Below are 19,475 nucleotides of genomic sequence, written 5' to 3' on the forward strand. Positions count from 1 at the left end.
AAGGCCGCAGAGTTTCCCCCACGGCCCGGTTCGGGCGCATATTGCCATTGCGGCGACACATGACGCCCACTTCAGGTTAGATATTGCAGAAATGACAGACTAACGCGACCACAATAGGTCCGATAATCGACGTCACAACCGCAATCACCAACGCTTCCCTGAACGTCATATAACCGCCTGTGTTGCAATGGCAACCGTACGCGGCTATTCTTGAACTGCTTAGGGTCAAGTTAGCCCCCGTTATGTTGCCAGATTTACTGAGCAACGTGCGGGGGTTTTCTCTTTCCTGCAGCCGATGCCGCCGGGGATAAAGCCCCCGCAACATTGCGCCTCTCCCGAGATTCGGGATTACCGCAATCCTATAGCAGCCCGTAAGGGCTCGCAATCAAGGAGTACTGTTTGCCTATCCAGTTATCCTGTTTTAGGAATTCTGCTCGATCTCGCGATAGACAGCTTCGGTAAGTCACAATTCGCCATAAATCCTTCATCCTCTATCCTTTCTTTTTTGCTTAACTGTCTATTCCTTACCTACGTATTGAGACGCGCCTATGCATCGTCGTCATTTTCTGTTGGGTTTTGCCGCCACGCTGTTCTCGGCGCGATATGGTTCAACGCTTGCCTACGCCACGTCATATCAACAGCAGACGATCCCGCTATGGCCCGCGATTCCCCCTGGCGGCGGCGGTCCCGTGGGGAAAATGCACGTGAGTGCGAAAGGGGCGCAAAGCCAGATAGCGGTTCCGTCGCTCACCGTACTGACGCCGTCATCGCCTAACGGCTGTGGCGTGCTGATTGCGCCAGGAGGCGGTTATCAGCGAATTGAGATGGCGATGGAAGGCTGGCCCGCCGCTCTGTGGCTGGTAAACCGCGGTTATACCGCGTACCTGCTGAGCTATCGCTTGCCCGGTGAAGGCTGGAATGATGGCAATCTGGTCGCGCTGCAGGACGCGCAACGGGCGCTGCGGATCGTGGCACAGCGCGAAAGGCGGGTAAGCGCTCTGGGCTTTTCAGCCGGTGGGCATCTGCTTGGCATGGCGGCGACGCGACCAGACTACCAAAGCTATCCCGCGGTAGACGCACTGGATAAGCATCCCGCAACCATGGACGGTGCGGCGCTCATTTACCCCATCATCACGCTTGAAAAACCGTACACTCATACTGCGACGCATAAAATTCTGCTCGGAAGAGAGGCTTCACAGGCGGCCAACGCTGCGTGGTCAGTTCAGCGCTATGTTACGCCAGAAACACCGCCGATGTTCCTGGTGCAGGCTGAAGACGATCCGGTGTCTGACCCTCACAATACGCTAATCATGCAAGCGGCCTGCCTGCACGATCAGGTGCCGGTCACTATGTTCCGTTATCCAACCGGTGGACATGGTTTTGCGATGGGGAAGCCGGGAACCGCAACCGTTGAATGGCCTGGGCACTATGCATCCTGGTTACGAGCCCTGAGCTAAAGATGTTCGTAGACGATGTCTTCTTCCGACATCCGCTCTTCAATTTGTCGCGTGACGCGCAGTAGCGCGGCCAGGTGTTTTTCCGCTGCCTGTTCTATGGTCATGGCTTTCGCAATATAAACCAGATTCAGGCAACCAATCACTCTCTCCTGGCTGCGCACGGGAACGGCGATAGAGGCAATTTTTTGCTCCATTTGCCAGCCCTGGAAATTTTCGCCATAGCCGTTCTTGCGCGTCCGCTCAAGAATGGCATGCAGCTTTTCTGGTTCACGCGCCAGTTGGTATTCCGCTTCGGGACGTGCCGCCAGCATCTCAATAATCGGCTGCCGCTCCTGTTCGGGAGAGAACGCCAGCCAGGTCAGACCCGAAGCCGTCAAGAGTAGCGGTAAACGGCGGCCGACCATGGCACGGTGAAAAGAGAGGCGGCTAAAACGGTGGGTTGTTTCGCGAACGACCATAGCATCAACGTCGAGAGTGGTTAAATCCGTCGGCCAAATAACCTCGCGCAATAATTCTCCAAGCAGCGGTGTTGCCAGCGCAGAAATCCAATGTTCGTCACGAAATCCCTCACTTAACTGCCTGACGTTGATGGTCAGGCGGAAACTATCATCTGACAGACTTCGCCTGACATAACCTTCTTCCTGAAGCGTCTCCAGCAGCCTTCTGACGGTGGTGCGATGCAGGCCGCTAAACTCAGCGAGCGCCGCGATTGACGCGCCTCCGTCGAATTTATTTAACAAATTTAGTAACAATAGCCCGCGCGTTAACCCCCGCACCGTTTTGTAATCAGTTGCATCGCTATTTTTCATTTTATCCGCTTTTTCTATATCTAAAACAACGGTGTGCACCAGGTGCACATTTCGGCTTGTTTTGATTGTAGCCCAGTTTTCCGGACATATACTCCGCTCATTACAAAAAATAATTTCACATTAAATTAACAAGCAACGCGGAGTGAGATCGTTCTGCATTGCCTGGTTCGAGCCGTGAGGTATTTAAGATGACAACGTCAAATCCGGATATTCAACCTGCTGTTCAGCACCGTGTTCAGGTCGCTATCGCTGGTGCGGGCCCAGTGGGACTGATGCTGGCGAACTATCTGGGGCAGATGGGCATTGACGTGCTGGTGGTCGAAAAGCTGGATAAATTAATAGATTATCCGCGTGCCATTGGTATCGATGATGAAGCGCTGCGCACCATGCAGTCGGTTGGCCTGGTCGACAAAGTGCTGCCACACACAACCCCCTGGCACGCGATGCGTTTCCTGACCCCGAAAGGCCGCTGCTTTGCGGATATTCAACCGATGACCGACGAGTTCGGATGGTCTCGCCGCAACGCCTTTATCCAGCCGCAGGTGGATGAGGTGATGTACCAGGGGTTAAGCCGTTTCCCGAACGTCCGCTGTCTGTTTTCCCGTGAGCTAGAGGCCTTCAATCAAAATAGTGACACTGTCACGATTAATCTGAAAGGGCCGGACGGGGAACGTGAAACGGTACAGGCTGACTGGCTGGTGGCATGTGACGGCGGGGCGAGCGTTATTCGCCGTACCCTGAATGTGCCGTTCGAAGGCAAAACCGCGCCTAATCAGTGGATTGTTATTGATATTGCCAACGATCCGCTGGCAACCCCGCACATCTATTTATGCTGCGACCCGGTGCGTCCGTATGTCTCAGCGGCATTGCCGCACGGCGTTCGTCGCTTTGAATTTATGGTGATGCCAGGCGAAACCGAAGCTCAACTGAGCGAGCCGGACAATATGCGTCGTCTACTGAGCCAGGTGCTGCCAGACCCTGACAACGTTGAACTTATCCGCCAGCGTGTTTATACCCACAACGCGCGCATTGCCGAACGTTTCCGCATTGACCGTGTACTGCTGGCGGGCGATGCCGCGCATATCATGCCGGTCTGGCAAGGCCAGGGCTACAACAGCGGCATGCGCGACGCCTTCAACCTGGCATGGAAGCTGGCGATGGTCGTGAAGGGCAAAGCCGGTGATTCATTACTCGATACCTATCAGCAGGAACGCCGCGACCATGCCAAAGCGATGATCGATCTCTCCGTCACCGCCGGTAACGTGCTGGCTCCCGCCAAACGCTGGCATGGCACGGTCCGTGATGGTCTCTCCTGGTTACTCAACTATATCCCGCCGGTGAAACGCTACTTCCTGGAAATGCGCTTTAAACCGATGCCGCAGTACCGCGAAGGCGTGCTGTTGATGAACGGTACGGCGAAACGGTCCCCGGTCGGCAAAATGTTTATACAGCCCAAAGTGACCCGTGAAAACGGCGAAGTAGTGCTGCTGGATGATGTGATTGGCGCGAAGTTTGCTGTGATTGCCTGGGGCTGTAACCCGCTGTGGGGCATGAGCGAGAGTCAAATTGCGCAGTGGCGCGCGCTGGGCACCTGCTTTATTCAGGTCGTGCCGGACGTCCAGATTCGTACGCCGCAGGACAATGTTGACGGCGTCATCCGCCTTGGCGATACCCAGAACCGCCTCAAAACCTGGTTTGCCGCCGAGGATGCCTCGATTGCTGTGGTGCGCCCGGACCGTTTCGTCGCCGCTCTCGCTATCCCGCAAACCTTGAGCAAAACCCTGAACAAGCTTGCTGACGTGATGGCGTTAACGAGTGCAGCTTCCGATCTTAACGTTGAAAAGGTGGCCTGAGATGAATGCTTATCTCCACTGTCTCTCCCACACGCCGCTGGTGGGCTATGTCGACCCGGCGCAGGAGGTGCTGGATGAAGTGAACGGCGTCATCGCCGAGGCCCGCGCGCGCATTGCCGCGTTTGCCCCTGAACTGGTGGTGTTGTACGCCCCTGACCACTACAACGGCTTTTTCTACGACGTGATGCCACCGTTCTGTTTAGGCATTGGTGCGACGTCCATCGGGGATTTCTCCAGCGCTGCTGGGGTACTACCGGTACCGACTGAACTCGCGGAAGCCTGCGCGCACTCGGTCATGAAAAGCGGCATCGATCTGGCCGTTTCCTACTGCATGCAGGTGGATCACGGCTTTGCTCAACCGCTGGAGCTGCTGTTGGGTGGGCTCGATAACGTCCCGGTATTACCGGTGTTTATCAACGGCGTCGCGACGCCGCTGCCGGGGTTCCAGCGCACCCGCACGCTGGGTGAAGCTATGGGCCGCTTCCTGTCCACCCTCAACAAACGCGTGCTGATTTTAGGCTCCGGCGGTTTATCGCATCAGCCGCCGGTGCCGGAACTGGCGAAAGTGGACGCGCATATGCGCGATCGCCTGCTGGGCAGCGGTAAGCAACTCCCGCCTGAGGAACGCGAACTGCGTCAGCGTCGGGTGATTGAAGCAGCCGAACGCTTTGTCGAAGACCAGAAAACGCTGCACCCGCTGAACCCTATCTGGGACAACCAGTTTATGACGTTACTGGAACAGGGCCGCCTGGCCGAGCTGGACGCTATCAGCAACGAAGAACTTTCCGCCATCGCCGGGAAATCGACCCACGAAGTCAAAACCTGGGCCGCCGCGTTCGCCACGCTTTCCGCGATGGGTGAATACCGTAGCGAAGGCCGCTATTACCGCCCGATCCCTGAGTGGATCGCCGGCTTTGGCTCCCTGAGCGCCACGACAACGAATTGATTAAGCAGGAGAGAATAATGACCTATCAACCACAAACCGAAGCGGCAACCAGCCGTTATCTCAACGTTGAAGAAGCCGGGCAGACGCTGCGTATCCACTATAACGACTGTGGGCAGGGCGATGAAACGGTTGTGCTGCTGCACGGCTCCGGCCCAGGTGCGACCGGCTGGGCGAACTTCAGCCGCAATATCGACCCGTTAGTGGAGGCGGGCTACCGCGTACTGCTGCTTGACTGCCCGGGCTGGGGGAAAAGCGATTCGATCGTCAATACCGGTTCTCGCTCTGATTTGAACGCCCGCATTCTGAAAAGCGTAGTCGATCAGTTAGATATTCAGAAAGTCCACCTGTTGGGTAACTCAATGGGCGGCCACTCGGCGGTGGCGTTCACCCTGACCTGGCCTGAACGGGTGGGCAAACTGGTGCTGATGGGCGGCGGTACCGGCGGTATGAGCCTGTTTACCCCAATGCCAACCGAAGGGATCAAACTGCTGAATGGCCTGTACCGCGAGCCCAATATCGACAATCTCAAAAAGATGATGAGCATTTTCGTTTATGACACCAGCGACCTGACCGAAGCGCTGTTTGAAGCACGCCTCAACAATATGCTGTCGCGCCGCGATCACCTTGAGAACTTTGTTAAAAGCCTGGAAGCGAATCCGAAGCAGTTCCCTGATTTTGGTCCACGTCTGGGCGAAATTAAAGCGCAGACGCTGGTGGTCTGGGGCCGTAACGACCGTTTTGTGCCGATGGATGCAGGTCTGCGCCTGCTCTCGGGCATTAACGGCTCTGAGCTGCATATCTACCGTGACTGCGGCCATTGGGCGCAGTGGGAACATGCCGACGCGTTCAACCAACTGGTGCTGAATTTCCTCGACCGCGCGTAAGGAGCCGAAATGTCGAATTACTCTCTGGAAACGCTGGCGCAGACTCTGCGCGAGGCGGAGAAAAATGGTCAGGCGATTGAGCCGTTGCGCGAGGTTATCGGCCTTGATAACGCCGAGGCGGCGTATGCCATCCAGCGCATTAACGTTGAGCACGCTGTGGCTCAGGGGCGCCGCGTTGTCGGTCGCAAAGTGGGGTTAACCCACCCAAAAGTGCAGCAGCAGTTGGGCGTCGACCAGCCGGACTTCGGCACGCTGTTTGCCGACATGTGCTATGGCGATAACGAAACCATTCCGTTCTCCCGCGTCCTGCAGCCGAAAATTGAGGCCGAGATTGCGCTGGTACTGAACCGCGACTTACCGCATGCCGACACCACGTTTAATGAACTGTACAACGCGATTGAGTGGGTGGTTCCGGCGCTGGAAGTGGTGGGAAGTCGCGTACGCGATTGGTCGATTAAGTTTGTTGATACCGTGGCCGACAACGCCTCCTGCGGCGTGTACGTGGTCGGCGGCCCGGCGCAGCGCCCGGCGGCGTTGGATCTCAAGAACTGCGCCATGAAAATGACCCGTAACCATGAAGAGGTCTCCAGCGGCCGTGGCAGTGAATGCTTGGGTCATCCGCTGAACGCCGCCGTCTGGCTGGCACGCAAAATGGCGAGCCTGGGCGAGCCCTTACGGGCGGGCGATATTGTGTTAACCGGTGCGCTGGGGCCGATGGTTGTCATCAATCCTGGCGACCGTTTTGACGCGGTTATCGAAGGTATCGGTTCAGTATCTGCGACGTTTTCAGCGCTAGAAGGAAGTCAGTCATGAGTAAATGTAAAGTCGCCATCATCGGTTCAGGCAATATCGGCACCGACCTGATGATAAAAATTCTTCGTCACGGTAAACATCTGGAAATGTCGGTGATGGTGGGGATTGACCCGAATTCCGATGGTCTGGCCCGCGCCAAACGCCTCGGCGTTGCCACTACTCACGAAGGGGTGAAAGGGCTGATGGCGATGCAAGAGTTTGCCGATATCGACATCGTCTTTGATGCCACCAGTGCGAGCGCGCATGTGAAAAATGACGCGGCGCTGCGTGCGGCGAAGCCCAACATCCGTCTGATTGACCTGACGCCAGCGGCCATTGGCCCGTACTGTGTGCCGGTGGTAAACCTCGACAAAAACCTGACCCAGGGCAACGTCAACATGGTGACCTGCGGCGGGCAGGCCACGATTCCGATGGTGGCCGCCGTTTCTCGCGTGGCAAAAGTGCACTACGCGGAGATTATCGCCTCTATCTCCAGTAAATCTGCTGGCCCCGGCACGCGCGCCAACATTGATGAATTCACCGAAACCACCTCGCAGGCGATTGAAGTAGTGGGCGGTGCGGCGAAAGGCAAAGCCATTATTATTCTGAACCCGGCCGAGCCACCGGTGATGATGCGCGACACGGTATACGTACTGAGCGAAGCGGCTTCACAAACCGAGATTGAAGTATCAATTGAAGAGATGGCCGCAGCGGTACAGGCGTATGTGCCGGGCTATCGCCTGAAGCAAAAAGTCCAGTTTGAAGTCATTCCGCAGGATAAACCGGTCAATATTCCGGGCGTCGGTCAGTTCTCCGGCCTGAAAACGGCCGTTTATCTGGAAGTGGAGGGGGCGGCGCACTACCTGCCAGCCTATGCTGGCAACCTCGACATTATGACCTCCGCGGCGATGTCGACCGCAGAAAAAATGGCCCAAACGCGGGTGAACGTGGCAGGAGAAGTCGCATGAACGGTAAAAAACTCTATATCTCTGATGTGACTTTACGTGACGGAATGCACGCGATCCGCCATCAGTATTCCCTTGATAACGTCCGCCAGATTGCCAAAGCGCTGGACGACGCCCGGGTGGATTCCATTGAAGTGGCGCACGGCGACGGCCTGCAAGGCTCCAGCTTTAACTACGGTTTTGGCGCGCACAGCGACGTGGAATGGATTGCGGCAGCGGCGGAAGTTGTGCAGCACGCCAAAATCGCCACGCTGTTGATTCCGGGTATCGGCACGCTGCATGACCTGAAAAACGCCTACCAGGCCGGTGCGCGCGTCGTGCGCGTGGCCACACATTGTACGGAAGCGGATGTTTCCGCACAGCACATTGCCTATGCCCGTGAGCTGGGGATGGACACCGTTGGCTTTCTGATGATGAGCCACATGACCACGCCGGAAAACCTCGCGAAGCAGGCGAAGCTGATGGAAGGCTACGGCGCAACTTGCATCTATGTGGTGGACTCGGGTGGTGCGATGAACATGAATGATATCCGTGACCGCTTCCGCGCACTGAAAGCGGTGCTGAACCCAGACACCCAGACCGGGATGCACGCGCACCACAACCTGAGTCTGGGCGTTGCCAACTCACTGGTGGCGGTGGAAGAGGGCTGCGATCGCATCGATGCCAGTCTGGCCGGAATGGGGGCGGGTGCCGGTAACGCCCCGCTGGAGGTCTTTATCGCCGCCGCAGATAAACAGGGCTGGAACCACGGCACCGACCTGTACTCGCTGATGGCGGCGGCAGACGAACTGGTGCGTCCGCTACAGGACCGCCCGGTACGCGTCGATCGTGAAACGCTGGCGCTGGGCTATGCGGGCGTCTACTCCAGCTTCCTGCGCCACAGTGAAGTTGCCGCCGCGCGTTATGGTCTCAGCGCGGTCGATATTCTGGTTGAACTCGGCAAGCGCCGCATGGTGGGCGGTCAGGAAGATATGATCGTTGACGTGGCGCTGGATCTGAAAGCCAAAGCATAAGCCTGATAACGATCCGGTCGGCAATGTACCGCCCGGACAACTGGTAAAGGAAAATAATGCGGCCGACCAGGTATCGGCCGCCTTTTCATCTGCACTCTACAAGAAGGTCGCACTATGTTGAATGTCACCAACGTGTCCTCCGTACCGAAAAACTCCCGCCTGATGTTAACCGTCGGGCTTTGCTTTTTAGTTGCCCTGATGGAAGGGCTGGATTTACAGGCCGCGGGCATTGCGGCAGTGGGTATCGCCCAGGCGTTTGGCCTGGATAAAATGCAGATGGGCTGGATTTTCAGCGCCGGAATCCTTGGGCTCTTGCCTGGCGCGCTTGGCGGTGGAATGCTGGCCGACCGTTATGGTCGCAAAAAAGTCCTGCTTGGTTCGATGGTGCTGTTTGGCCTGTTTTCAATTGTGACCGCGCTGGCATGGGATTTTCACTCGCTGGTATTTGCTCGTTTGATGACGGGTGCAGGGCTTGGTGCGGCGCTGCCAAACCTGATTGCCCTAACGTCTGAAGCCGCTGGCCCCCGTTTTCGCGGTACGGCGGTGAGCCTGATGTACTGCGGCGTACCGATTGGTGCGGCAATGGCCGCGGCGATGGGGTTTAGCGGCCTGACGCAAGCCTGGCAGACCATTTTTTGGGTCGGCGGCGTGGTGCCTTTGCTGTTGGTTCCGCTATTAATGTCCCGTTTGCCGGAGTCGCAGGCGTTCAGCAGCCAGCAGCAGAAATCACCCGCACCGCTGCGGGCTATCTTTGCTACCGGTACCTCTTCCGCCACGCTGCTCTTATGGCTGTGCTATTTCTTTACGCTGTTGGTGGTCTACATGTTGATCAACTGGTTGCCCATGCTATTGGTCGATCAGGGCTTTAGCCGTCCACAGGCTTCTGGCGTCATGTTTGCGCTGCAAATCGGCGCCGCTTTGGGCACCCTGATGTTGGGGGCGCTGATGGACAAACTCAGCCCTCTCAAAATGTCATTGCTGATTTATTGCGGCATGCTGGCGTCGTTGATTTCATTGGGGGCCGCGAGCTCTTTCGGTGCCATGATTGCCGCCGGATTCGTTGCAGGAATGTTCGCGACCGGCGGGCAGTGCGTGCTGTATGCGCTGGCACCATTGTTCTATCGCACCGAAATCCGTGCCACCGGCGTCGGTACTGCCGTCGCGGTAGGGCGTCTGGGGGCGATGAGCGGACCGCTGCTGGCGGGTAAAATGCTGGCGCTGGGTACGGGCACCGTCGGTGTTATGGCCGCTTCCGCACCGGGCATTGTGCTGGCGGGCGTGGCGGTGTTCTGGCTGATGAACCGGCATCAGCGCCGAGAGTCGGTAGCGCGGTAAACGGCATTTTTTTGTGTTTATGGCATAAAAAGCACAGTCATACCGGGAAAACCGTTCCTATACTGTCGGTCACATTCATCATGATGATACAGGCAGGACGTTATGACCCGTTACACTACGTTTTCCCTTGGTTCTCAATTTGTGAATCGCCTCGGTTACGGGGCGATGCAGCTGGCGGGGCCAGGCGTATTTGGTCCACCGAAAGACCGACATGCCGCCATCTCCGTGTTACGCGAAGCGCTGGCGCTCGGCGTCAACCATATCGACACCAGCGACTTCTACGGTCCACACGTTACTAACCAGATTATTCGTGAAGCGCTGCATCCTTATGCCGACGATCTGGTGATCGTGACCAAAATTGGTGCCCGTCGTGATGATAAAGGGGGCTGGCTGCCGGCGTTTTCCGCCGAGGAATTAAAGCAGGCGGTGCACGATAACCTGCGCAACCTCGGGCTTGATGCGCTGGATGTGGTGAATATGCGTGTGATGATTGGCGACGGTCATGCTCCGTGTGAAGGCTCTATTGAAGCCAGCGTTAGCGTACTCGCCGAGCTGCAACAGCAGGGGCTTATCAAGCATATTGGGGTCAGTAACGTTACGCCAACGCAGGTGGCCGAGGCACGCAAAATCGCCAATATTGTCTGCGTGCAAAATGAGTACAACATTGCCCACCGCCGCGATGATGAACTGATTGATACGCTGGCGCGCGACGGTATCGCCTATGTGCCTTACTTCCCGCTGGGCGGTTTCTCACCGCTACAATCCTCCGCGCTGAACGAGGTCGCTAGTTCGCTGAACGCCACGCCGATGCAGGTGGCGCTGGCCTGGCTGCTGCACCGTTCGCCCAATATTCTGCTGATCCCCGGTACTTCTTCAGTCACGCATCTGCAGGAGAATATGGCTGCGGGTCAGTTGACCTTACCTGAGGATGCGCTGGCGACGCTCGACGGCATTGCGGCTCGCGCATAACGGGAGGCTTAATGAGCGACAAACGTTCCGCCCAGTGCCACTGCGGTGCGGTGGCTTTCACCGTCGTGCTTAGCGATGGACTCAATACCGCCCGCCGCTGCAACTGCTCCTACTGCCGTATGCGCGGTGCGGTTGCGGTTTCTGCGCCGTTGTCCGGCATCGAGATTCTACGCGGGCAGGATAAATTGACGGAGTATCGCTTTAATACTGGCGAAGCCGTTCATTTTTTCTGTTCGGTGTGCGGGATTTATACCTTCCATCAGCGGCGCTCGAATCCTCAGCAATACGGGATTAACGTTGCCTGTCTCGAGGGCGTTTCGCCGTTTGACTTTGCCTGCGTGGAAGTTCATGACGGTATTCACCATCCGAAAGATGGCGGCGGTGGCATAGCGGGATATTTACGCTTCGACAAAAAGTAGCCCAGACGAGGCGGTACGGCGACTCTGGGGGGCTCGGAGCCAGTCCCGGCGGCGCTGCGCTTGGCCGGGCTACAAAAAAGAAAACCCTGCTTATGAGCAGGGTTTTTGTATTGCTGGGGGCGATTACGCTACCAGGCTGTCGATCGCGGCTTTTGCATCAGAGGTCGCTTTGGTGGCCACTTCTGGACCGTAAGCGATACCTTCGGCGAAGACCACGTTCACGTCGGTGATCCCGATGAAGCCCAGGAACACGTTCAGGTATGGGGTGATAAGGTCAGTTGGGCTATCTTTATGGATGCCGCCGCGGCTGCTCAGAACGATAGCGCGTTTGCCGGTGACCAGACCTTCTGGACCTTTTTCGGTGTAACGGAAGGTTACGCCAGCGCGGGCAATCAGGTCGAAGTAGTTTTTCAGCTGCGTTGGGATGTTGAAGTTATACATCGGCGCGGCGATAACAATGACGTCGTGGGCTTGCAGTTCAGCAATCAGCTCGTCAGAGAGCTTCAGCGCTTCCTGCTGACGTGGGGTCAGTGGGGAATCGCTTGGGCGCAGCGCGCCGACCAGTTCGCCATCCAGCACCGGGATTGGATTGGCAGCCAGATCGCGGACGGTGATTTCGTCAGCGGAGTGCTTTTCACGCCACTGTTCAACAAAATAGTCGGACAGCTGACCTGATTGAGAGTAGCCTGCCAGGATGCTGGATTTCAGAACTAATACTTTGCTCATAGGTAATTCCTTATATTTGATTGACGGGCGATGCCCTGTTGCTTGCTGACACTTTATTCACAATCCTGCCACAGAGATAGCGCAATATATCGAATCCTATATTCAGTTTTTTTGAACAAGGCTCGAAATGCGCAAGTGTGGTATGCTATGACGATTCTTTATGAGAGCTTTTCCCGGCAGTGCGCTGCCCAATAAGACTATGACAGAACAACAAAAAATCACCTTTGCGATGCTCAGTCAGCGCCTTGACGCGCTGACTCTGCGGGATAAACAGCGCTTTGCCCGCCGATTACACGGCGTTAAGAAGGTTAAAAATCCTGAAGCACAACAGGCCATTTACCAGGAGATGGCGCAGGAAATTGAACAGGCAGCCGGTAAGGTTGTGCTGCGTGAAGCGGCGCGTCCGGTGATTGAGTACCCGGAAAACCTGCCGGTTAGCCAGAAGAAACAAGACATCCTCAACGCCGTGCGTGACCACCAGGTGGTGATCGTCGCCGGGGAAACCGGGTCGGGTAAAACCACCCAGTTGCCGAAAATCTGCATGGAATTGGGGCGCGGCATAAAAGGGCTGATTGGCCATACCCAGCCGCGTCGTCTGGCGGCGCGCACCGTGGCTAACCGTATTGCTGAAGAGCTGAAAACCGAGCCGGGCGGCTGCATTGGCTACAAGGTTCGCTTTAGCGATCACGTCAGCGACAACACCATGGTCAAGTTGATGACCGACGGTATTCTACTGGCGGAAATCCAGCAGGACCGCCTGCTGATGCAGTACGACACCATCATTATCGATGAAGCGCACGAACGTAGCCTCAACATCGACTTCCTGCTCGGCTACCTGAAAGAACTGCTGCCGCGTCGCCCGGATCTCAAGGTGATCATCACCTCGGCGACCATCGACCCGGAACGTTTCTCGCGCCACTTTAATAATGCGCCGATTATCGAAGTGTCCGGCCGCACCTATCCGGTTGATGTGCGTTACCGTCCGATTGTTGAAGATGCGGACGACACCGAGCGCGACCAGCTACAGGCGATTTTCGACGCCGTCGATGAATTGGGGCAGGAAGGGCCAGGCGATATCTTAATCTTTATGAGCGGTGAGCGAGAAATCCGCGATACCGCCGATGCGCTAAGCAAACGCGACCTGCGCCATACCGAGATCCTGCCGCTCTACGCCCGCTTATCGAACAGCGAGCAGAATCGCGTCTTCCAGTCGCACAGCGGACGGCGCATCGTGCTCGCCACCAACGTGGCAGAAACCTCGCTGACGGTACCGGGCATCAAGTATGTGATTGACCCAGGCACGGCGCGTATCAGCCGCTATAGCTATCGCACCAAAGTGCAGCGTCTGCCGATCGAGCCGGTTTCTCAGGCTTCCGCGAACCAGCGTAAAGGCCGCTGTGGTCGCGTATCGGAAGGTATCTGTATTCGTCTGTATTCCGAAGATGACTTCCTGTCGCGCCCTGAGTTTACCGACCCGGAAATCCTGCGTACCAACCTGGCGTCCGTTATTCTGCAAATGACCGCGCTGGGCTTGGGCGATATCGCCGCGTTCCCATTCGTCGAAGCGCCGGATAAACGCAATATTCAGGACGGCGTGCGCCTGCTCGAAGAGCTGGGCGCTATCACCACCGATGAACAGGCAACTGCCTACAAGCTGACGCCACAGGGCCGCCAGCTCAGCCAGTTGCCGGTCGACCCGCGTCTGGCGCGCATGGTGCTGGAAGCGCAGAAACACGGCTGCGTGCGTGAAGCAATGATTATCACGTCGGCGCTCTCTATCCAGGACCCGCGTGAACGTCCGATGGACAAACAGCAGGCGTCCGATGAAAAGCATCGCCGCTTCCACGACAAAGAGTCAGATTTTATGGCCTTTGTGAACCTATGGAACTACCTCGGCGAGCAGCAAAAAGCGCTATCGTCAAACCAGTTCCGCCGCCAGTGCAAGCTCGATTTCCTTAACTACCTACGCGTGCGTGAGTGGCAGGACATCTACACCCAGCTTCGCCAGGTGGTGAAAGAACTGGGTATTCCGGTAAACAGCGAACCGGCGGAGTACCGTGAAATTCATATTTCACTGCTGACCGGTCTGCTGTCGCACATCGGGATGAAAGATACCGACAAGCAGGAATTCACCGGTGCGCGTAACGCGCGCTTCTCCATCTTCCCGGGCTCAGGGCTGTTTAAGAAGCCGCCTAAATGGACGATGGTTGCCGAACTGGTCGAAACCAGCCGCCTGTGGGGGCGCATTGCCGCGCGTATCGACCCGGAATGGGTAGAGCCGGTGGCGCAGCATCTGATCAAACGTTCCTACAGTGAACCGCACTGGGAACGGGCGCAGGGCGCGGTGATGGCGACCGAGAAAGTCACCGTCTACGGCCTGCCCATTGTGGCCGCGCGTAAGGTTAACTACAGCCAGATTGACCCGGCGCTGTGCCGCGAGCTGTTTATCCGCCACGCGCTGGTGGAAGGCGACTGGCAGACGCGTCACGCCTTCTTCCGCGACAACCTCAAGCTGCGCGCTGAAATTGAAGAGCTGGAAAATAAATCACGTCGCCGTGATATCCTGGTGGATGACGAGACGATGTTTGAGTTCTACGACCAGCGCATCAGCCACGAAGTGATTTCCGCGCGCCATTTTGATAAGTGGTGGAAGCAGGCGAGCCGTGAAACGCCGGATCTGCTCAATTTCGAAAAGAGCATGCTGATTAAAGAAGGGGCGGAGCAGGTCAGCAAGCTGGACTACCCGAACTTCTGGCATCAGGGCAACCTGAAGCTGCGTCTTACCTATCAGTTCGAGCCGGGAGCCGATGCCGATGGCGTAACGGTGCACATTCCGCTGCCGCTGTTAAACCAGGTGGAAGAGGCCGGTTTTGAGTGGCAGATCCCGGGGCTGCGCCGTGAGCTGATTATCGCGCTGATTAAATCGCTGCCGAAACCGGTGCGCCGTAACTTTGTGCCTGCGCCGAACTACGCCGAAGCCTTCTTAGGCCGCGCCACGCCGCTGGAACTGCCTCTGCTGGATTCGCTGGAGCGTGAACTGCGCCGGATGACCGGCGTTACCGTCGACCGCGAAGCCTGGCAGTGGGATCAGGTGCCCGATCACCTGAAAATCAGCTTCCGCGTGGTGGACGATAAAAACAAGAAGCTTCAGGAAGGGCGCTCACTTCAGGCGTTGAAAGATACGCTGAAGGGCAAAGTACAGGAGACGCTGTCGGCGGTCGCCGACGACGGTATCGAGCAAAACGGGCTGCATATCTGGAGCTTTGGTGACCTGCCTGATCGCTACGAGCAGAAGCGCGGCAATTACAAGGTGAAAGCCTGGCCGGCGCTGGTGGACGAGCGTGACAGCGTGGCCATCAAGCTGTTTGATAACCAACTGGAACAGCAGCAGGCAATGTGGCGCGGCTTGCGCCGTCTACTGTTGCTGAATATTCCGTCGCCGATTAAGTATCTGCACGAGAAGCTGCCGAACAAGGCAAAACTGGGGCTCTACTTCAACCCGTATGGCAAGGTGCTTGACCTGATTGACGACTGTATCTCCTGCGGCGTGGACAAGCTGATCGACGAGGCGGGCGGGCCGGTGTGGAGCGAAGCGGGCTTCGCTGCCCTGCATGAAAAGGTACGCGCTAATCTCAATGAAACGGTGGTGGAGATTGCCAAACAGGTTGAGCAAATTCTGACGGCAGTGTTTAACATCAACAAACGTCTGAAAGGCCGCGTGGACATGACCATGGCGCTGGGGCTATCGGACATTAAGGCGCAGATGAACGGCCTGGTATACCGTGGCTTCGTTACCGGCAACGGTTTCCGTCGCCTGGGCGATACGCTGCGTTATTTGCAGGCGATTGAAAAACGTCTGGAGAAAATGGCTGTTGACCCGCATCGCGACCGCGCGCAGATGCTGAAAGTGGACAGCGTCCAACAGGCCTGGCAGCAGTGGTTGAACAAGCTGCCACCATCGCGTCGTGAAGATGATGATGTGAAGGAAATCCGCTGGATGATTGAAGAGCTGCGCGTGAGCTTCTTTGCTCAACAGTTGGGTACGCCGTATCCGATTTCGGATAAACGTATCCTGCAAGCGATGGAGCAGATTGTCGCCTGATCCCGGCGGCAAATTAGCTGTAGCCCGGGCGAGGCGTATGCCGACCCCGGGGCTTCACCGCGCTCTACGCGTTCACCCACGCCAACGTAAATCCATCCCACCCCTTAATCCCGACCGTTTGCAGCGCCGTGACCGTCAGGCGCGGGTCGTTATGCATCATCTCTATAAACCGGCGCACGCCCTGCACGCGGGCGTCGGTGCTGTTGGGGTTGGTCACCTCACCATCGCGCACCACGTTATCGCCGATAATCAACGTCCCCGGGCGAGAATATTTCAACGCCCATTGCAGGTAATAAGGGTTATTCGGCTTATCCGCATCAATAAAAATCACGTCAAACGGCGCGGCATCTTCAAGCGTCGCCAGTGAATCCAGCGCCGGGCCTTCGCGCAGCGTCACCACCTTATCAAGCCCGGCGAGGGTGATATTCTCCCGCGCCACGCGGGCGTGCAGCGGGTCGGCTTCGAGGGTGATTAACCGCCCGCCCGGGGGCAGTTCGCGTGCCATCCAGATGGTGCTGTACGCGCCGAGCGTTCCTATTTCCAGAACTGACTTCGCGCCCACCATGCGCATAAACAGCGCCAGCAGTTGCCCTTGATTGGCCGCCACATCGTGCGCGGGTAGTCCGTTTCGCTGGTTGTTTTCCAGCACGAGAGACAGCACGGTATCGCCGGGAATCAGGTTCTCTATCAAATAATTATCAACATCTGACCACTGTTTTTGCATTGTGACACCCCTTAGGATTTGTCAGCCTGACAGCGAAGACCAGCCGCCTCCGAGCGACCGGTAAAGATCGATTTGCGCCAGTAGCAGATTGTTTTTCACCTGCACCACGCTGATTTGTGTTGAGAACAAGGTACGCTGCGCATCCAGCACATCAAGATAGGAAGAGTAACCGTTGTTATAGCGGTTCTGCGCAATACGCAGCGTCTCTTGCGCCACCTCTTCTTGTCCCTGGAGTTCGCTGAGCTGCTCGCCATAGCGGGTGATGGCATCGAGGCTATCGTTAACCTCTTTAAACGCGCTGCGCACCGTTTTTTCATAGCTGTACAGCGCCTGGTTGCGCTGCGCCATCGACACGTCCACCTGGGCATTCAGCGCCTGACGGTTGAGCAGTGGCGCCAGAATGCTGCCGCCGATGCTCCAGAGCCGCAGCGGGTTATCGAGCAGGTCTGGCAGAGTTCGGTCTTGTAAACTGCCGGTTGCCGTCAGATTTATCGAAGGCAGCAGTTGTGCCTTTGAGGATGCCAGAGTGGCATCGGCGGCGAGCAGCTGGCGCTGGGCCTGAGCAATATCGGGACGGCGATTAAGCAGCGTAGAAGGCAGTTGCGACGGTAGCGAAAGCGGAGTCAGTTTATCAAACGCGTTGCGTTTAACGTCGCCAGGATTATTGCCAAGCAGCACGCTCAGCGCGTTCTCCTGCTGGGTGATTTGATGGCGCAGCAGCGGCACCTGAGCGCGGGTTGCGCGCAGTTCAGAATCGGCCTGCATCAGCTCAAGGCGGGAGGTGTAACCCGTTTCAAACTGTCTTTTCGCCAGCGTAAACGCGGCTTCCCGGGATTTCAGCGTCTGTTCCGTGACCTGGAGCTGTTCGTCGAGCGATAGCAGGGTGATATAGCCGACGGATACCGAGGTGGCGACCGTTAAAACCGCGGCGGCGGCGGCCGCTTTTTGTGCTTCCAGGCTTGCTTCGGCGGCCTCGGCGGCGCTGCGATTTGCCCCCCAGAGATCAACATCGTAACTCGCGGTCAATCCGCCTTTATAGACCGTGCTGTGAATGGGCAAGCCCGTTGCGGCAGACTGGGCGCGAGCGCGCGTACCGCTCAGCCCGGCATCAAGAGTTGGGAACAGGCTGCTGTCGGCGGCGTAGGCGCGCGCCTGATATTCGTTTACCCGCTCGCGAGCGATCAGCACGTCGCTGTTGTAGCGCAGCGCCTGGTCAACGTACTGATTCAGCGCGCTGTCGTGAAAATTGCGCCACCATACGCCCTCAACCGGGCTCGTTGGGCCAATGTCGGCGCGCCAGGCAGCAGGAATGGTCAGCGTAGACTCGGCACGCTGCACGTCGGCGGACTGACAGCCAACCAGCGCGAGGGCCAGCGCAAGGGCGACGGGGCGGATCATGGCTTCGCCTCCGCGCGGGTATCTATGGTGACCTGTACCGACATCCCCGGACGCAGTCGCTGCAGGTTTTTCTGTCCTTCATCCACGGCAATACGTACCGGAATACGCTGGGCGATTTTAACGAAGTTGCCGGTGGCGTTATCCGGCGATATCGCGCTGAATTCCACGCCGGTTGCCGGTGAAATACTCTGTACGGTGCCGCTGAATTTTTCGCTGTTCAGCGCATCAACGGTAAAGGTTGCGGGTTGACCAATTCGCACCGTGGCAAGCTGAGTCTCTTTCAAGTTGGCGATAACCCAATGCTGCGGCGGCACCAGCGGCGTTAAGTGCGTTCCGGCGGTGACATACGCGCCAAGCCGCACGGCGATTTGCCCAAGCTGGCCGTCGGTAGGGGCGATAATGCGCGTGTTTTGCAGATCGATTTCCGCGAGCTCCAGCGAGGCTTTAGCGTTCGCCACGTCGGCCTCCAGAGAATCACGGTTGACGATGGTGGTTTGCAGATCCTGCTTCGACATCTCCAGCGTCGCCTTCGCCTGCTCGATATCCGCGGTGCCCTGGGCGGCGCTGGCACGCGCCGAGTCACGTTCGCGAATCGACAGCGAACCGTCGGCCGTCAGATCCTGCACGCGTTTTAAATCCGCCTGCGATTTCAGATTTTGTGCGCGGGCGTTTTGCAGCGCCGCTTCATTACGCGCAATCACCGCTTCGGCGCTTTTACGCTGCTGAAGATTATTGCGTAGCGCCGCTTCCTTCATCGCCAACTGCGCCTGCGCCTGATGCACGCGCTGCTTATAGATACGGTCATCAATCTGGAACAGCACCTGGCCCTTTTTGACCTGGTTAAAGTCCTGTACGTTAACGCCGGTCACGTAGCCGTTGACCTGCGGGCTGATAAAAGTGGTCAGGCCGCGCACGTAGGCGTTATCGGTAAACTGACTGTGGCGGGTAAACGGCGGTAGCTGCCAGGCGTACAGGACAACCAGTACGCCGACGAGACCGATGGCTGCGGCGGTAAAAATGGATACCACGCGGATATTGTTTCGGGTATTGGCCTGTTGCTTGGCCGCATCCTGCTGACTCATA

16 protein-coding genes are annotated in these 19,475 nt (G+C 57.3%); 11 read left to right on the forward strand and 5 right to left on the reverse strand.

Translation table 11 applies throughout. The features are described from left to right. Positions 1–548: 548 nt before the first annotated feature. Positions 549–1,457, forward strand: a complete 909-nt coding sequence (locus GKAS_RS07735) for an alpha/beta hydrolase (RefSeq protein WP_035893157.1) — start codon at positions 549–551, stop codon at positions 1,455–1,457. Here GKAS_RS07735 and GKAS_RS07740 read toward each other — a convergent pair. Next, on the reverse strand, positions 1,454–2,266 hold the full coding sequence (locus GKAS_RS07740) for a DNA-binding transcriptional regulator (protein WP_035893229.1): 813 nt from the start codon (positions 2,264–2,266) through the stop codon (positions 1,454–1,456). The two genes, GKAS_RS07735 and GKAS_RS07740, sit on opposite strands and share 4 nt — an antisense overlap. Before the next feature lie 188 nt (positions 2,267–2,454). Here GKAS_RS07740 and GKAS_RS07745 point away from each other — a divergent pair, with 188 nt between their 5' ends. The 9 genes from GKAS_RS07745 to GKAS_RS07785 all read left to right on the forward strand — a co-directional run bounded on the left by GKAS_RS07745 (position 2,455) and on the right by GKAS_RS07785 (position 11,442). Beyond that, entirely contained in the window at positions 2,455–4,119 is a 1,665-nt protein-coding gene (locus GKAS_RS07745; protein ID WP_035893158.1) for a bifunctional 3-(3-hydroxy-phenyl)propionate/3-hydroxycinnamic acid hydroxylase, read from the forward strand. A 1-nt stretch (position 4,120) separates the two neighbouring features. After that, positions 4,121–5,065, forward strand: coding sequence for a 2,3-dihydroxyphenylpropionate/2,3-dihydroxicinnamic acid 1,2-dioxygenase (gene mhpB / locus GKAS_RS07750; protein ID WP_035893161.1), 945 nt, complete (start codon positions 4,121–4,123; stop codon positions 5,063–5,065). A gap of 17 nt (positions 5,066–5,082) precedes the next feature. Continuing rightward, positions 5,083–5,949 (forward strand): 2-hydroxy-6-oxonona-2,4-dienedioate hydrolase, encoded by an 867-nt coding sequence (mhpC, locus tag GKAS_RS07755; RefSeq protein WP_035893162.1) that lies wholly within the window; start codon positions 5,083–5,085, stop codon positions 5,947–5,949. 9 nt (positions 5,950–5,958) lie between these two features. After that, positions 5,959–6,762 carry a 2-keto-4-pentenoate hydratase gene (gene mhpD, locus GKAS_RS07760; protein WP_035893163.1) on the forward strand — a complete coding sequence of 268 codons (804 nt, stop codon included), beginning with the start codon at positions 5,959–5,961 and terminating at the stop codon, positions 6,760–6,762. Beyond that, a complete protein-coding gene (gene mhpF, locus GKAS_RS07765) occupies positions 6,759–7,709 on the forward strand; it encodes an acetaldehyde dehydrogenase (protein WP_035893164.1) in 951 nt (316 codons plus the stop codon). Before mhpD ends, mhpF begins: the two co-directional genes overlap by 4 nt. After that, positions 7,706–8,719 carry a 4-hydroxy-2-oxovalerate aldolase gene (gene mhpE / locus GKAS_RS07770; RefSeq protein ID WP_035893165.1) on the forward strand — a complete coding sequence of 338 codons (1,014 nt, stop codon included), beginning with the start codon at positions 7,706–7,708 and terminating at the stop codon, positions 8,717–8,719. Before mhpF ends, mhpE begins: the two co-directional genes overlap by 4 nt. Positions 8,720–8,833: 114 nt before the next feature. After that, positions 8,834–10,054 carry a 3-(3-hydroxy-phenyl)propionate transporter MhpT gene (gene mhpT, locus GKAS_RS07775; protein WP_035893167.1) on the forward strand — a complete coding sequence of 407 codons (1,221 nt, stop codon included), beginning with the start codon at positions 8,834–8,836 and terminating at the stop codon, positions 10,052–10,054. Between the two features lie 102 nt (positions 10,055–10,156). Continuing rightward, positions 10,157–11,023 (forward strand): aldo/keto reductase family oxidoreductase, encoded by an 867-nt coding sequence (locus GKAS_RS07780; protein WP_035893168.1) that lies wholly within the window; start codon positions 10,157–10,159, stop codon positions 11,021–11,023. An 11-nt stretch (positions 11,024–11,034) separates the two neighbouring features. Continuing rightward, positions 11,035–11,442: a GFA family protein gene (locus tag GKAS_RS07785; protein WP_035893170.1), complete on the forward strand. Its 408-nt coding sequence runs from the start codon at positions 11,035–11,037 to the stop codon at positions 11,440–11,442. Between the two features lie 123 nt (positions 11,443–11,565). Here GKAS_RS07785 and azoR read toward each other — a convergent pair whose 3' ends face one another. Beyond that, positions 11,566–12,168: an FMN-dependent NADH-azoreductase gene (azoR, locus tag GKAS_RS07790; RefSeq protein ID WP_035893172.1), complete on the reverse strand. Its 603-nt coding sequence runs from the start codon at positions 12,166–12,168 to the stop codon at positions 11,566–11,568. A gap of 199 nt (positions 12,169–12,367) precedes the next feature. Between azoR and hrpA the strand changes: the two genes are divergently transcribed. Continuing rightward, positions 12,368–16,270 (forward strand): ATP-dependent RNA helicase HrpA, encoded by a 3,903-nt coding sequence (hrpA, locus tag GKAS_RS07795; RefSeq protein ID WP_035893173.1) that lies wholly within the window; start codon positions 12,368–12,370, stop codon positions 16,268–16,270. 64 nt (positions 16,271–16,334) lie between these two features. On the opposite strand, the gene GKAS_RS07800 is transcribed toward hrpA, so the two are convergent. Genes GKAS_RS07800 through GKAS_RS07810 form a run of 3 tightly spaced genes read right to left on the reverse strand, consistent with a single transcriptional unit; the run spans position 16,335 to position 19,474 of the window. Next, entirely contained in the window at positions 16,335–16,994 is a 660-nt protein-coding gene (locus GKAS_RS07800) for an O-methyltransferase (RefSeq protein WP_035893175.1), read from the reverse strand. A 21-nt stretch (positions 16,995–17,015) separates the two neighbouring features. Further along, positions 17,016–18,392 (reverse strand): efflux transporter outer membrane subunit, encoded by a 1,377-nt coding sequence (locus tag GKAS_RS07805; protein WP_035893176.1) that lies wholly within the window; start codon positions 18,390–18,392, stop codon positions 17,016–17,018. Beyond that, positions 18,389–19,474, reverse strand: a complete 1,086-nt coding sequence (locus GKAS_RS07810) for an HlyD family secretion protein (protein WP_035893177.1) — start codon at positions 19,472–19,474, stop codon at positions 18,389–18,391. The genes GKAS_RS07805 and GKAS_RS07810 overlap by 4 nt, the downstream gene beginning before the upstream one ends. Between the last annotated feature and the right edge of the window lies 1 nt (position 19,475).

The sequence above is a fragment of the Kluyvera ascorbata ATCC 33433 genome (assembly GCF_000735365.1).
Lineage (GTDB): Bacteria > Pseudomonadota > Gammaproteobacteria > Enterobacterales > Enterobacteriaceae > Kluyvera > Kluyvera ascorbata.

Coding starts and splice junctions, on each gene's coding strand:
- azoR (WP_035893172.1), bottom strand. CDS start 12,168: ATGAGCAAAGTATTAGTTCTGAAATCCAGCATCCTGGCAGGCTACTCT.
- GKAS_RS07810 (WP_035893177.1), bottom strand. CDS start 19,474: ATGAGTCAGCAGGATGCGGCCAAGCAACAGGCCAATACCCGAAACAAT.
- mhpT (WP_035893167.1), top strand. CDS start 8,834: ATGTTGAATGTCACCAACGTGTCCTCCGTACCGAAAAACTCCCGCCTG.
- mhpD (WP_035893163.1), top strand. CDS start 5,959: ATGTCGAATTACTCTCTGGAAACGCTGGCGCAGACTCTGCGCGAGGCG.
- GKAS_RS07735 (WP_035893157.1), top strand. CDS start 549: ATGCATCGTCGTCATTTTCTGTTGGGTTTTGCCGCCACGCTGTTCTCG.
- mhpC (WP_035893162.1), top strand. CDS start 5,083: ATGACCTATCAACCACAAACCGAAGCGGCAACCAGCCGTTATCTCAAC.
- GKAS_RS07805 (WP_035893176.1), bottom strand. CDS start 18,392: ATGATCCGCCCCGTCGCCCTTGCGCTGGCCCTCGCGCTGGTTGGCTGT.
- mhpF (WP_035893164.1), top strand. CDS start 6,759: ATGAGTAAATGTAAAGTCGCCATCATCGGTTCAGGCAATATCGGCACC.
- GKAS_RS07745 (WP_035893158.1), top strand. CDS start 2,455: ATGACAACGTCAAATCCGGATATTCAACCTGCTGTTCAGCACCGTGTT.
- GKAS_RS07740 (WP_035893229.1), bottom strand. CDS start 2,266: ATGAAAAATAGCGATGCAACTGATTACAAAACGGTGCGGGGGTTAACG.
- GKAS_RS07785 (WP_035893170.1), top strand. CDS start 11,035: ATGAGCGACAAACGTTCCGCCCAGTGCCACTGCGGTGCGGTGGCTTTC.
- mhpB (WP_035893161.1), top strand. CDS start 4,121: ATGAATGCTTATCTCCACTGTCTCTCCCACACGCCGCTGGTGGGCTAT.
- GKAS_RS07800 (WP_035893175.1), bottom strand. CDS start 16,994: ATGCAAAAACAGTGGTCAGATGTTGATAATTATTTGATAGAGAACCTG.
- hrpA (WP_035893173.1), top strand. CDS start 12,368: ATGACAGAACAACAAAAAATCACCTTTGCGATGCTCAGTCAGCGCCTT.
- GKAS_RS07780 (WP_035893168.1), top strand. CDS start 10,157: ATGACCCGTTACACTACGTTTTCCCTTGGTTCTCAATTTGTGAATCGC.
- mhpE (WP_035893165.1), top strand. CDS start 7,706: ATGAACGGTAAAAAACTCTATATCTCTGATGTGACTTTACGTGACGGA.